Raw genomic sequence first — 13,123 nt, 5'->3', positions numbered from 1 at the left:
TTTTTGATGGCTGCTGCATCCATGGAAGGTCCTTCGCAAAATTGCCGTCCAGGAGTCCTGCCATGTCCAGCCCATCCTGCGCCGCCCTGTTGGTGATCACCACCTGCGTCCTGCTGCAGGCGCTGGGCCTGTCACTGCAGCTGCGCCCCGACAACGGCCGCGCCTGCCTGCAGCAGCACCGCCAGGAGCTGGTGTGCCTGGCCTGGACCCCGGCGGTCGAATCCCCCGCACGCGCCGGGTAACATCGGGGGCCGTTTCCCCCTCCGTAGTCGCCCCATGATGTTGTCGCTGAAGGATCACCTGCCCGCCTGGACCCACCCGTGGCTGAACTACGCCGGCGTCGCCGTGCAGATCGTACTGGTGCTGCTGGTTGCGTGGCTCCTGCGCGTGCTCGCCCGTCGCCTGATCCGCCGCTTCGCCGAGCACTACACGCTGCCGCCCGAAATGGTGATGGGTGCACGCCGGATCACCAGTTTCGTGGTCTATTTCAGTGCCCTGCTTTACATCCTCAGCCTGCTCGGCGCGAAGCCGTCGGTGCTGTGGACCGCGTTTACCGGCTTCGCCGCCGTGGGCGCGGTGGCCTTCTTCGCGGCGTGGAGCGTGCTGTCCAACATCTTCTGCACGCTGTTGATCTTCACCACCCGCCCGTTCCGCCTGCACGACTACATCGAGGTGCTGGAGAACGGCGAGAAGCCGGGCCTGAAGGGCCGGGTGATCGACGTGAACCTGATCTACACCACGCTGCAGGAGACCGGCGACGGCCACGAAGGCACGGTGCTGCAGCTGCCGAACAACCTGTTCTTCCAGCGCACGGTCCGCCGCTGGCGCGACCCGGCACAGGCCCCCGGTGGCATCCAGGGCGACGGCTGAGGGTGGGGTTTTCGGCAGGGCTGCGCCCTGCACCTGCTCGGAGCAACGGCAACGGCAAAAGCATGCTATCCGTGGGATGGCGGGGTGGGTCCGGTTGAGGGGGACGCTGCAAGTACGTCCATGTAAGCTCGGTCGCCGCATCCATGCGGCTCACGCCCCCTCAACCGGACCCACCCCGCCTTCGACAGATTTCCGCGAGCTGTCCGTTCTTCTGTAGAGCCGAGCCATGCTCGGCTCAAATCATTCCGATATCGAAATTTTCGATTTCGATGGAAATTTATCCACGCACGGCGGGATGTACCCGATCGCGGAAATCTGTCGGAGGTGGGGCGGTGTCGGAGTGCGGGGTGTCAGCCGCATGGATGCGGCTGCCAAGCCTACAAGGACGTACTTGCGGCGTCCCCGCACTCCGACACCGCCCCGCCACCCCACGGAATGCCAGCTTTTGCTGTTGCTGCTGCCTTGGCTTGAAGGCTTCGGCGGGTGCAGGGCGCAGCCCTGCCGAACAACCTTTACCTCAACTGGCTGTCCTTGCTGCCACGCCGGTTGTAGCCGGCATGCGCCTGTTCTTCGTCGTCACGCGCCTGCTGGCACGCCACGCACAGCCGGACACCGGGCACGGCCTGGCGCCGCGCCAACGGGATCGGCGCGTCGCATTCCTCACAGTGCTCCAGACCCGGGCCCTCGCGCAGCTGGCGCCGCGCGCGGGCGATCGCATCGTCGACGGTGGCGTCGATCTGGTCCTGGACCGCGCCGTCTCCCGCCCAACCGGTAGCCATGGCCATCCTCCACAGGTGTGTCGCCTGATATGGGGACGATACACCCCGGCAAAAAGGCACGCCTTAATGTAGAGCCGAGCCACGCTCGGCTGCTCTTCAGGAAGACGAACAGAGCGCGGATGGGTTCGATCAAGCCGATTGCGACTTAATTCCCTCCGTCCCCTTCTTGTTTACCAGACCAGGTCGTCCGGCACCTGGAACTGCGCGTAGTAGGCGTCGTCCTCGGCGTTGCCGGTGGAGATCTCGGCGGTCGAGCCCGGCTGGCCATGGTCGACAATGATCGCCTCCGGGGCGCGCTCACGCACCTTCTCGGCAGCAGCACGTGGCAGCAGGGCGTAGCCCTCGCCATTGGCGACAATGACCAGCACGCCGACCGACAGCGCCTTGCGCAGCTTGGGGTCGATCAGCAGAGTGCGGATCGCCGCGCCATCGCTGAAGCGGTACTCGTCGTCGCCCTTGTGGGGCACGGCATGGGCCGTGATGATCTGCTTCGCCTGCGCCTTCTGTTCAGCCTGACGGGCCTGGGCATTGCGCTCGGCGGCCAGTGCGCGGTCGCGCTCGACCTTCTCGGCGCGGGCCCGTTCAGCCTCGCGCTGGACGTCGGCCGAGGTCGATTCGGCCTTGCCCTGCCGGGCCTTGGCCTGCGCGCTCGCGGCGGCGCTGGCCTGCGACTTCTTGGCCAGGCCGGCCTTGAGCAATTGTTCCTGCAGCGCGTTGGGCTTTGCCATGGTCGATGCGTACCGCGTGTAATCTTGGATGCTCCATTCTACCGACGCCCCGCCGCCCCTGCATGGCAGTCCTGAAGTACCTCACCGGCTATCCCGAACCCCTGGTCGCCCAGGTCAGCGACCTGCTGGCACAGGGCAAACTCGGCCCCTGGCTGCAGCAGCGCTACCCCGACCCGCACGAAGTGCGCAGCGACCGCCAGCTGTACGACTACACCCAGGACCTGAAGGACCGCTACCTGCGCAAGTCGGTGCCGCTCAACAAGGTCTGCTACGACAACACGCTGGAAGTGATCAAGCACGCGCTGGGCACCCATACCGCCATCTCCCGCGTGCATGGCGGCCGCCTCAAGGCCAGCCGTGAGATCCGCATCGCCACCGTGTTCCGCCAGGCACCGGCCGCGTTCCTGCGCATGATCGTGGTGCATGAGCTGGCCCACCTGAGGGAAGCCGACCACAACAAGGCCTTCTACCAGCTGTGCCAGCACATGGAGCCGGATTACCTGCAGCTGGAGTTCGATACCCGCCTGTACCTGACCGAGCTGGCCAACCGCGGCCAGCGCTGACCGGCCGCAGCAGCTACACTGCGCGCCCCCTGCCTGACCTTTCCGCCATGGAACCGATCCGTCTCGACAAACGCCTGTCCGCTCTGCTCGGCATCCCACGCGGCGAGGCGCGACGCTACATCGAAGGCGGCTGGGTCACGGTCAACGGCGACGTGGTGGAACAGCCACAGCGTCCGGTCGATGACAGCGCGGTGATCGTCGTGGCCGAGCAGGCCAGCGATGAAAAGGCCGAGCGGGTCAGCATGCTGCTGCACAAACCGGCTGGCGTTGCCGCCGAAACCCTGTGCGCGCTGGTCAGCAGTGACAGCCGCAGCGAACTCGACGCCAGCGACATCCGTCCGCTGCAGCGCCACTTCCACGGACTGCAGCTGGCCGCCTCGCTTCCGGCCAGCGACAGCGGCCTGGTGGTGGTCAGCCAGGATCCGGCCACGCTGGCCCATCTGCAGCGCAATCTGGGCCGCACCGAACAGGAATACCTGATTGAAGTGGCCGAAGGCGGGCCCGAGCGCGGCCCGTGGCTGATGGCGCGGCTGCAGCACGAATCGGGCGGCGCCAAGGTCAGCTGGCAGAGCGAGCAGCGCCTGCGCTTCGCGGGCAAGGGCCTGACGGCCAAGGGCCTGCGCGTGGCGGTCACCGCGGCCGGCCTGCAGGTGACGGCCGTGCGTCGACTGCGTATTGGCCGCGTGGCACTGGGACCGCTGCCTGCGGGGCAGTGGCGTTACCTGGGCAGCGACGAGCGGTTCTGACAGGGAAGTCCCTGTCATCCACGCATGGCGTGGATCTTCTGCGATGCACCGTCTGCCTTTGATCCACGCGTGGCGTGGATCTACCATCGGCGCATGAGCCTGCCCAAGCCCCTGTGGCGACGCCTGCTGCGCGTCGCTGCAATCATCCTCGCCGCGCTGTTGCTGCTGGTCCTGTCCGGGCTGCTGCTGGCCGACCATCTCACGCCACGGGCGCAGGGCGCACCCTCGCATGTGCTGCCACTGCAGCCGGCGCAGACCCGCATCGACCAGGAAATCGTGCCGCTGCAGGACGCACACCCCGGACAGTCCGGCGTGGCGTTCCTCAGTGATGGCATGGATGCCTTCGCCGCACGCGCGATGATCACCACGCACGCGGGCCGCAGCCTGGACCTGCAGTACTACATCTGGCACGACGACCTGATCGGCCACCTGATGGCCAAGGCGCTGTACGACGCCGCCGAGCGCGGTGTGCGCGTGCGCATCCTGCTTGACGACATGAACGCCCAGGACAAGGACGCGCTGATGATGGCGCTGGACCGGCACCCGAACATTGAAATCCGCCTCTACAACCCGTTCCGAAACCGCAGCGGCATCGCGCGCACGCTGGAACTGGTGCAGCGCGCTTTCAGCGTGAACCACCGCATGCACAACAAGAGTTGGATTGCCGACGGCCGAGTCGCGATCGTCGGTGGCCGCAACATCGGCGAGGAGTACTTCAGCGCACGCACCGATGTGAATTTCCAGGACCTGGATCTGCTGGTTACCGGCCCCGCCGTGGAGCAGGCCAACCGCATCTTCGACGACTACTGGAACAGTGAAGCGGCCATACCGGTATCGGCGCTTGCCTTCCATACCGATGCACAGCTACGCCTGCTGGTCCGCGAATCGGATCACGAAGCGCAGCGCGACGTGGCCCGGCCCTACCTTGCGCGCGTGGCCGAATCGCGCAAACGGCAGCGCCCAAGCCCTGAACCACTACATTGGAGCGGTGCAGTGCGCATCGTGTCGGACCCGCCGATGAAGCACCGCAAGGACGATCGCGCTGCCTGGCTGGTGTCGACCCTGATCAGTGAGCTGCAGGCCGCCCGGCACAAGGTCCTGTTGATCTCGCCCTACTTCGTACCCGGCAACGAAGGCCTGGATGGCTTTTCGGCCATGGCCGGGCGGGGCGTGCAGGTCGGTGTGGTCACCAACTCACTGGCCGCCAATGACGTTGCCGCCGTGCACGGTGGCTACATGGGCTACCGCGTGCCATTGCTCGAAGCTGGCGTCCACGTGTACGAACTGAAAGCGCAGGGGCAGTCCAGCGATGCCGGCGTGTTCGGCAGCAGCGGCGCGAGCCTGCATACCAAGGCGTTCCTGGTCGACGACCGCCGCGGTTTCGTCGGTTCGTTCAACCTCGACCCGCGCTCGGCCTATCTGAACACTGAAATGGGCGTGCTGTTCGACGATCCGGTACTGGGCGCACAGCTGCGGGACGAGTACCTGCGCCTGGCCGATCCCAGGCACAGCTGGTGGCTGGCGCTGGACGACCGTCACCGGTTGCGCTGGCTGGAGCGTGAACCACCACCACACTGGGTGGAGGCCGAGCCAGGGGCAACGGCGCGCAAGCGCTGGTTGTCGCGGGTGATCAGCTGGCTGCCGGTGGAATCGCAGCTGTAACGCTCAGGGCGCCGGACCCGCCTCTTCCTGTCCAGCGTCATCGCGTGTTTCCACGCTGCGCCCGTGCAGGCGCCGCCAGATCCAGCGCAGGGCATGCGGCGGCGCCGAAGGCAACTGTTCGAGCAGGGCCAGCATGCGGCTCTGGCTGGCATGTCCATGCCGGCACAGCAGGCTGGCCGCTGCGGCCGCACTGGCCAGGCGCAGGCTGTCAGCCAGCGGGCCATCCGCCTCGGGCGCCAGTGCCTGGTGCACCGGCTCGGGCAGCTCCCAGGCCGCAGCCACGCGTTGCGCCAACGGCAGCGACCACTGCTGGAGCAGCTGCAGCGCCAGCGCCGGCTCCACCGTCTCATCGCGTGCCTGCGCTTCCTGCAGCAGCTGGCGCATCACCAGTGCGGCCCCCAGCCCCTGTACCAGGCCCAGCCACTGGGCGGCGAAGGCATCGCCGAAGGTGACCGTGCGCGCGTGGTCAGCGGCTGCGCGCGAAGCCAGCAGCGCGTGCTCCCAGATGATCGTGCTGAACTGCGGAAACACCTCGCACTGCACCTGCATCACCGGCTGTACCAGCACCGCGCTGATGATCTGTCGCACGCCTTCGGTTCCGACCAGTGTCACCGCCCGCTGCAGGCTTTCCACTGGGCGCTCGTGCACCTTGTAGGCCGGGCTGTTGGCGATGCGCAGCAGGTTGCCGGTCAGCACCGGGTCCTGGCCGATGATCGCCGCCATCACCCGCGCCGATGCCGCATCGTCGTTGACCGTCTGGATCAGCTGCGGCAGCAGCTGCGGGCGGCGCGGCAACTGACGGGCCGCCCAGTCCCGGTCCTGCAGCGCGCGCGCCACCGCCTCGCCCAGTCCCGCGGCCTGCACCGGCGTGGATTCACCGGCCAGGCGCGGGTACAGGGCCAGCGCATGCAGGCCGCGCTGCAGATGTGCAGCGATCTCGGCCGAAGGCAGCGCCTCACCCTGCAGGCTGGCCGCAGCCGCCGCCACCGCCTGTCGCGACACCGCCGCCAACCGGGACGGCGCGGCCCCGGTCGAGCGCGCCAGCCAGCCGCGCAGCGATCGCCACCAGGCCGGCGTCATCGCCGCCCGCCCTGTCGTTGTGGTGCCCTTGCCGTCACTGACCGCCCTGCCTCTTCACGCGAATCCGGCCACCCGCCGTCGTCGCAGCATCGGCCGCACTTTCATCTTCTTTAACCGGAAGGCCGCCGATGTCGACGGCACCGGCCGGGGGAATGGACTAGAATGGCGCCGCGCGACCCGTCCCCCTGCACCGACGACGTCGCTTTTTTTGTTTTGGGACCCTACCGTTCACTGGCCGTTCGCTGCAGTTCGCCGCTGATCGCGCCATCGGAGACGCCATGCTATTCGAAACCCTCGCCACCACCGGCCACGAACAGGTGGTGTTCTGCCACAACCACGACGCCGGCCTGAAGGCGATCATCGCCATCCACAACACCACCCTCGGCCCGGCCTTGGGCGGCGTGCGCATGCGCCCCTACGCCAGCACCGACGAGGCGCTGGCCGATGCGCTACGGCTGAGCCGGACGATGACCTACAAGAATGCACTGGCCGGCCTCAACGTAGGTGGCGGCAAGGCGGTGATCATCGGCGACCCCAAAGTGGACAAGACCGAGGTGCTGTTCCGTGCCTTCGGCCGTTATGTCGATTCCCTGGGCGGGCGCTACATCACTGCCGAGGACGTCGGCACCGACGTCAACGACATGGAGAACATCTACCTGGAAAGCCAGTTCGTGACCGGCGTGCACCAGGTCCATGGTGGCTCCGGCGATCCCGCTCCGTTCACCGCCTACGGTGCGCTGCAGGCACTGATGGCGTCGATGCGCTTCAAGTTCGGCCATGAGGAAGTGGGCAAGACCAGCATCGCTGTGCAGGGCCTGGGCCACATCGGCATGGAACTGGTGAAGCTGCTGCGCGACCGCGGCGCCAAGCTCTACGTCACCGACCTGGACAGCGCGCTGGTTGATCGCGCGGTCAGCGATTTCGGTGCCGAAGCAGTCAAGCCGGATGAGATCCATGAAGTGAACGCCGACGTGTTCGCACCGTGCGCGCTGGAAGGCGCGATCAACGCCGACACCCTGCCGCGGATCAAGGCGAAGATCATCTGCGGCACCGCCAACAACCAACTGTCGAGCCTGGAGATCGGCGACGAGCTGCATGCGCGCGGCATCCTGTATGCACCGGACTATGCGGTCAATGCCGGCGGCGTGATGAACGTGTCGCTGGAGATCGACGGTTACAACCGCGAACGCGCGATGCGCCTGATCCGCAGCATCTACCACAACCTCACCCGCATCTTCGAACTGTCGCAGCGCGAGAACATCGCGCCGCAGCGTGCCGCCGACCGCATCGCCGAGAGCCGCATCCTGTCGATCGGCAAGCTGAAGATGCCGCTGGGCCGCAGCACCCCGCGCCTGGGCAACCTGCGCGGCGGCTGAGCCAGCCGACGTCGCGCCGGGCATGACCCGGCGCGACCTGTCCTTCAGAAGCCGGTGCTGTAGCGCAAGGCTGCCTGCCGCGCACCTTCGCCACCGACGCGCTGGTCGAAGCCCAGGCTCAGGCGGCCATTGCGGCCCCACCACGATTCCAGCGCCACGCCGATCAGCGCACTGCCGCGCGGCGCGTTCCAGCCCGCCAGCGGTGCCCAGGCATCGACGCCGACGAAACTGGCCTGCCAGTCCGCATCCGCGCCATCAATCCGTTGCTGCCATTCGGCATGCCCACGCAGCGTCCAACGCCCCCAGCCACGCTCGCCGCGGATACCGGCCAGCATCTGGCTGCGCTGCACGCGATTGGCATCGCCCCGCAGGCCGAAACCGAAGCCGCCGAGCTCATTGAAGGCGTCGGTATCCACGCGCGTGGTGCTGGCGCCGACGTAGGGCGTCAACGATGCGCCTGCACGCCCCAGCCGGTACCCGCCCTCCACGCTGGCACTGCTGAAACGGCCGCCATACCGCGCAGAGACACCATAGGCGCCCGCACCGAGCAGCAGCTGACGATCCAGCGCGCGGGTGAACTGGCCGCTGCCGACCTGGGCCAGCGCGTAGCCACGCCCCAGATTCCAGCCCGCGTACAGCTGCGCCTGCGCCTGGCGATCACGCCCACGATCGCCGCCGAAACTGCTGCCACCATTACTTCGGGTCTCGCCAAACGCCACGCCCATCAGGCCGTTACTGCCCAGTGGCAGATCCTGGCCGGCCATCCAGCCCCGGCTGTCGGCGGCGTTGCCGGCGAAGCTGCCCTGCCCCGCCTCACCCAGCGCGCTCTGCCAGCTCCCGCGCAGGCGCGGTGCGGCCTGTACACGATCGAAGCGCTCGGCGATCGCACGCCGCGACATGTCGATGCTGTCGAAGGTCGCCGCTTCGGCACGGGCGTGCGCTTGACCGGACAGGCTCTGCAGGCTGGCGGCCAGGCCCTGCGGGCCACCGCCGGTCCACTGCAGGGCGCCGGCCGCTGCACCAAAGGCCGATCCCTGCAGCCCTGCGTTTTTGTCGAGTGCTGCGAATGCACCTTCCAGGCGCTGTGCTGCCGCCTGGGCGGACGCCCCCAAGCCGCTGGCCGCTGCGGTGACGCTGACCTGGGTCAGGTTCAACCAGGCGTTGTTGCTGTCGTAGCCGTAACTGCTCTGCAGCAACGACAGCCCCTGCAGGCCACTGGAGGTAGCCGGCGTACTGAAGGTGCCACTGAGTCCGCCTGCCGCGTGGATCAGGTCCTGCCGGCTGCCGTTCTGTGGCACGTAGCCGGAAACGAAGCCATGCACGCGCACGCCACCGTCGATCGCGGCATTGCCGGTGACCTGCAGCGCATTGGCGCCCAGTGCGATCATCAGCTGTGCACCGGCCTGCTGGGTGTAGTTGCCCTCGATCGTGCCGGTGGTGTTGCCGGTGGTGAGGAACACGCTGCTGCCGTTGACCACATTGCCGATCACGCGGGGCGTGCCGCCATTGAACTGCAGGCCGGTCGAATCCGGATCGGACTGGCCGAGAATGGTCACATTGGAACGGACCACACCACCGTTCTGCAGCGACAGGATGCCGCGTTCGATGCGGGTGGCGCCGGTGTAACTGTTGTTGCCGGCCAGCACCAGGGTGCCCCCGCCCTGCTTGACCAGGCCGCCGCTGCCGACGATATCGTTGCGCCACGCCGAGCCGGTCGAAGCAAGATCCACGTTGGCGACCACATCCCCCCAGTCGAAACGGCCCGGACCGTTGATCGCACGACCGATGTCGAGCAGGCCGTAGCCGAACACCGGATCCACGCCCGGCGCGCCGATGTCCTTGGCGGTGCCCAGCAGGGTCTGCCGCACCAGATCGTTGCTGAAGTACGGGAAGCGCTCCCAGACCAGCGCCGCCGCGCCGGAAATCAAGGGCGCCGCAAATGACGTGCCGTAGTTCCAGTAGTAGCTGCCACCATTGGCATCGGGATAGACCGCGCTGCCTGGCGCCGCAAGGCAGTAGCGGGCTGCCTGGCCACAGGCATTGGCATAGCTGGCCAGCGTACCGGGCGCATACGGATCCACGGCGGTGGCCACCAGCCAGCCGCGCTCCAGATCGGCGGCCGGCAGCGTGCCGGCCACGCCCTGCTGGCTGGGCAGCGCGGCCAGGCTGCTCGGTTCGCTGCGGCCATCATTGCCCGCGGCAAACACCACCAGCCCGCCGTGGTTGATCACGAAGGGACGATATTCGGCGGCCACCTGCGCGGTGGTCGGCAGGTCGGTCCAGTACAGGCCGCCCCACGAGTTGTTCATCACCTTCACGTTGTAGCTGATCAGGTCCTGGTGGACCTGGGCCACACCCAGCGGTCCGCTGAATGCATTGCCGCGTCCGCTGCCGTCGTCGGTCGGCGGTTTGTCGGCAATGATCCGTGCCGACACGATCTGCGCCTTTGGCGCGATGCCGCCCGGCCAGGAGCCTGTTGCCGCGCCGGCGGCGAGGCTGGCCACGGCGGTGCCGTGGCCGACCACATCATCGACACCCAGATTGTTTCTGGCCGGATCGATGTAGTTGAGGTTGGCCAGCACCCGGCCATTCAATGCCACCGCATTGCGCTGCACGCCGGAATCGACGATGCCGATGCGCACGTTCTGACCGGTCAGGCCGGCAGCTTGTGCGGCGCGCGCATTGGTGACTGACAGATGCGCGTCGAAAGCCGGCTCCTGTGGCTTGACCGGAGGCGGCGTCGTCGGTGGCGGGGTAGTCGGTGGCGGGGTAGTCGGTGGCGGCGGTGGTGGCGGTGTATCGATGCGCACGTTGCCGCCCCCGCCACCTCCACCACAGGCCGTCAGCGCCAGTGCCAGCGCGGTTGCCAGGGCAGATCTCACCGTCGTCGTGCGTTTCATCGATTCCTTCCCATGAACGTTGGCCCGCCCTTGTGCCGGCAGGCATGCGGCGCCGTCCAACGGCGGCCCTCCCCGACCCTCTATACTTGGGCCGACCCCCACGCAGTCTGCCGGGAAACCGGGGCGCTTCCAACGGCCCACGGTCTCCTTTCCGAACATTGCTTACGCATCAACGAGATTGCCATGTCCAACATCGTCATCGCCGCCGCCAAGCGCACCGCCATCGGCTCCTTCCTCGGCCAGTTCAACGGCGTGCCGACCCCGACCCTTGGCGCGGCCGCCATCGCCGCCGCCCTGGAACAGTCGGGCATCCCGGCCAGCGACGTTTCCGAAGTCCTCATGGGCTGCGTGCTGCCGGCCAATCTGGGCCAGGCGCCGGCCCGCCAGGCGGCGATCGCTGCCGGCATCCCGCTGTCAACCGGTGCCACCACGCTGAACAAGGTCTGCGGCTCGGGCATGAAGACCATCATGCTCGGCCATGACCTGATCAAGGCCGGTTCGGCCAGCATCGTGGTCGCCGGCGGCATGGAGTCGATGTCCAACGCGCCGCACATGCTGCCCAACTCGCGCACCGGCAACCGCTTCGGCAACTTCCAGGCGGTCGATCACATGGCCCACGATGGCCTGGTCAACGCATACGACGGCAAGGCGATGGGTGAATTCGCCGAATGCGCCGTGGACAAGTACCAGTTCAGCCGCGAAGAGCAGGACGCCTACGCCATCGAATCGGTCAAGCGCGCGCAGGCGGCCCAGGCCAACGGTGCGTTCGCCGATGAAATCGTCGCGGTGAAGGTCGCCACCCGCAAGGGCGAGGTCGAGGTCACCACCGACGAGCAGCCCGGCCGCTCGGACATCGCCAAGATCCCGACCCTGCGTCCGGCCTTCAAGAAGGACGGCAGCGTCACCGCCGCCAGTTCCTCCAGCATCTCCGACGGCGCCGCCGCTGTGGTCCTGCTGACCGAGGAAGACGCAGCCGCACGTGGCATCACCCCGCTGGCCCGCATCGTCGGCCACGCCACCCACTCGCAGGAACCGGAGTGGTTCACCACCGCCCCGATCGGCGCGCTGCACAAGCTGCTGGACAAGACCGGCTGGTCGCTGGACCAGGTCGATCTGTTTGAAATCAACGAAGCCTTTGCCGTGGTGGCGATGGCGCCGATGCGCGAACTGGGCATCCCGCATGACAAGCTCAACGTGAATGGCGGTGCCTGCGCACTGGGCCATCCGATCGGCGCCTCCGGTGCACGCCTGGTGGTGACCTTGGTCAACGCCCTGCGCACGCACGGTGGCAAGCGCGGCATTGCCACCCTGTGCATCGGCGGTGGCGAAGCAACGGCTATCGCCATCGAATTGATTTAAATGGATTTAACGATGATTTCGCAAAAATGAATGCGGGATCGCTTGACACCCAATCTTGGCTTGTCATCATGTTGTCGGCGCGCAGCATGCGCGTTGCCTAATTCTAACGACGAGGATTCACACAATGAGCATCAACAAGCTGCTGGTCGCGATGTCCCTGGCTCTGGCCCTGGCCGCCTGCTCGAAGCAGGAAGCTGCCCAGGACGCCGCTGCTTCGGCCAACGAAGCCGCCACCGAAGCCCAGGCTGCTGCCGACCAGGCCGCCGCTGCTGGCGCCCAGACCGCCGACGCTGCCCAGCAGGCCGCTGACACCGCCGCCACCGCTGCTGACGCTTCGGTTGACGCTGCTGCCCAGGCTGGCGCTGCTGCCACCGACGCCGCTGCCGGCGCCGCTGCTGACGCTGCCAAGGCTGCTGAAGGCACCGCTGAGAAGGCCAAGGACGCTGCTGAAGAAGCCAAGAAGTAATAACTTCTTTCTTCACGCTGTTCTGGAAAAGCCGCTGGTTCGCCAGCGGCTTTTTCTTTTGTCGAAATGCGCGCGACTGAGCCGCTGCATCGCGACCCCGTCTTCACAACGGCATGAATAGGCTGGCGTCCCCATCCATTGCAGTACCGGAGACCGCCATGAAGATTCGTCCGATCACTACCACCCTGCTGGCCGCCTCCCTGCTGCTGGCCCTGGCCGCCTGCAAGGGCCCGGAAGTCGAACAGGCCAAGCAGGACGCACAGCAGGCGGCCGACAGCGCAGGCGCTGCCGCCCGCGACGCCGTCGACAAGGCTGCTGCCGCCACCCGCGAAGCCGCCGACAAGACCGCTGCCGCGTCCGAGCAGGCCGCCGCCGATACCCAGCAGGCGCTGGACAAGGCTGCAGACGCCACCGCGAACGCTGCCGACAAGGCCAAGGACGCCGCAACCGACGCCGCCGCACACGCCAGCGACGCGACCGCCAACGCCGCGCAGAAGGTTGCCGACAAGGCACGTGATGTCGCCAATGACGCCAAGGCCAACGCCGCCAAGGAAGAAGCCAAGCACTGAGGTGTATCGGCAGCCGAGTATCGGC

Annotated in this window: 13 protein-coding genes; 9 read left to right on the top strand and 4 right to left on the bottom strand. The window is 67.3% G+C overall.

The window, feature by feature from the left end:
- Positions 1–62: 62 nt before the first annotated feature.
- Positions 63–242 carry a hypothetical protein gene (locus tag AC5QAH_RS00460; protein WP_049411841.1) on the top strand — a complete coding sequence of 60 codons (180 nt, stop codon included), beginning with the start codon at positions 63–65 and terminating at the stop codon, positions 240–242.
- A gap of 34 nt (positions 243–276) precedes the next feature.
- A complete protein-coding gene (locus AC5QAH_RS00455; protein WP_010482867.1) occupies positions 277–870 on the top strand; it encodes a mechanosensitive ion channel family protein in 594 nt (197 codons plus the stop codon).
- 512 nt (positions 871–1,382) lie between these two features.
- On the opposite strand, the gene AC5QAH_RS00450 is transcribed toward AC5QAH_RS00455, so the two are convergent.
- Positions 1,383–1,649: a DksA/TraR family C4-type zinc finger protein gene (locus AC5QAH_RS00450; RefSeq protein ID WP_019662141.1), complete on the bottom strand. Its 267-nt coding sequence runs from the start codon at positions 1,647–1,649 to the stop codon at positions 1,383–1,385.
- A 170-nt stretch (positions 1,650–1,819) separates the two neighbouring features.
- Positions 1,820–2,377: a DUF2058 domain-containing protein gene (locus AC5QAH_RS00445; RefSeq protein WP_019338831.1), complete on the bottom strand. Its 558-nt coding sequence runs from the start codon at positions 2,375–2,377 to the stop codon at positions 1,820–1,822.
- Between the two features lie 62 nt (positions 2,378–2,439).
- Here AC5QAH_RS00445 and AC5QAH_RS00440 point away from each other — a divergent pair, with 62 nt between their 5' ends.
- The 3 genes from AC5QAH_RS00440 (at position 2,440) to AC5QAH_RS00430 (ending at position 5,348) form a co-directional block, all read left to right on the top strand.
- Positions 2,440–2,940 carry a YgjP-like metallopeptidase domain-containing protein gene (locus tag AC5QAH_RS00440; protein WP_049454988.1) on the top strand — a complete coding sequence of 167 codons (501 nt, stop codon included), beginning with the start codon at positions 2,440–2,442 and terminating at the stop codon, positions 2,938–2,940.
- Between the two features lie 47 nt (positions 2,941–2,987).
- On the top strand, positions 2,988–3,686 hold the full coding sequence (locus AC5QAH_RS00435; protein WP_049454990.1) for an RNA pseudouridine synthase: 699 nt from the start codon (positions 2,988–2,990) through the stop codon (positions 3,684–3,686).
- Between the two features lie 69 nt (positions 3,687–3,755).
- Positions 3,756–5,348, top strand: a complete 1,593-nt coding sequence (locus AC5QAH_RS00430; RefSeq protein ID WP_049455003.1) for a phospholipase D-like domain-containing protein — start codon at positions 3,756–3,758, stop codon at positions 5,346–5,348.
- A 3-nt stretch (positions 5,349–5,351) separates the two neighbouring features.
- Here the strand turns inward: AC5QAH_RS00430 and AC5QAH_RS00425 are convergent, their stop codons facing one another.
- A complete protein-coding gene (locus AC5QAH_RS00425) occupies positions 5,352–6,428 on the bottom strand; it encodes an HDOD domain-containing protein (RefSeq protein WP_049409049.1) in 1,077 nt (358 codons plus the stop codon).
- Between the two features lie 278 nt (positions 6,429–6,706).
- On the opposite strand from AC5QAH_RS00425, the gene AC5QAH_RS00420 reads away from it, so the two are divergent.
- On the top strand, positions 6,707–7,804 hold the full coding sequence (locus tag AC5QAH_RS00420) for a Glu/Leu/Phe/Val dehydrogenase dimerization domain-containing protein (protein ID WP_010482852.1): 1,098 nt from the start codon (positions 6,707–6,709) through the stop codon (positions 7,802–7,804).
- 44 nt (positions 7,805–7,848) lie between these two features.
- On the opposite strand, the gene AC5QAH_RS00415 is transcribed toward AC5QAH_RS00420, so the two are convergent.
- A complete protein-coding gene (locus AC5QAH_RS00415) occupies positions 7,849–10,704 on the bottom strand; it encodes a S8 family serine peptidase (RefSeq protein ID WP_049454992.1) in 2,856 nt (951 codons plus the stop codon).
- Positions 10,705–10,887: 183 nt separating this feature from the next.
- Between AC5QAH_RS00415 and AC5QAH_RS00410 the strand changes: the two genes are divergently transcribed.
- The 3 genes from AC5QAH_RS00410 to AC5QAH_RS00400 all read left to right on the top strand — a co-directional run bounded on the left by AC5QAH_RS00410 (position 10,888) and on the right by AC5QAH_RS00400 (position 13,098).
- Positions 10,888–12,063 carry a thiolase family protein gene (locus tag AC5QAH_RS00410; protein ID WP_191863842.1) on the top strand — a complete coding sequence of 392 codons (1,176 nt, stop codon included), beginning with the start codon at positions 10,888–10,890 and terminating at the stop codon, positions 12,061–12,063.
- Positions 12,064–12,187: 124 nt separating this feature from the next.
- Positions 12,188–12,529: a hypothetical protein gene (locus AC5QAH_RS00405; RefSeq protein ID WP_004153024.1), complete on the top strand. Its 342-nt coding sequence runs from the start codon at positions 12,188–12,190 to the stop codon at positions 12,527–12,529.
- 158 nt (positions 12,530–12,687) lie between these two features.
- Positions 12,688–13,098, top strand: coding sequence for a hypothetical protein (locus AC5QAH_RS00400; protein WP_481477996.1), 411 nt, complete (start codon positions 12,688–12,690; stop codon positions 13,096–13,098).
- The last annotated feature ends 25 nt before the right edge of the window (positions 13,099–13,123 follow it).

Source organism: Stenotrophomonas sp. YJH_SMC_43 (assembly GCF_059372535.1).
This window is presented reverse-complemented; position numbering and strand designations above follow the sequence as displayed.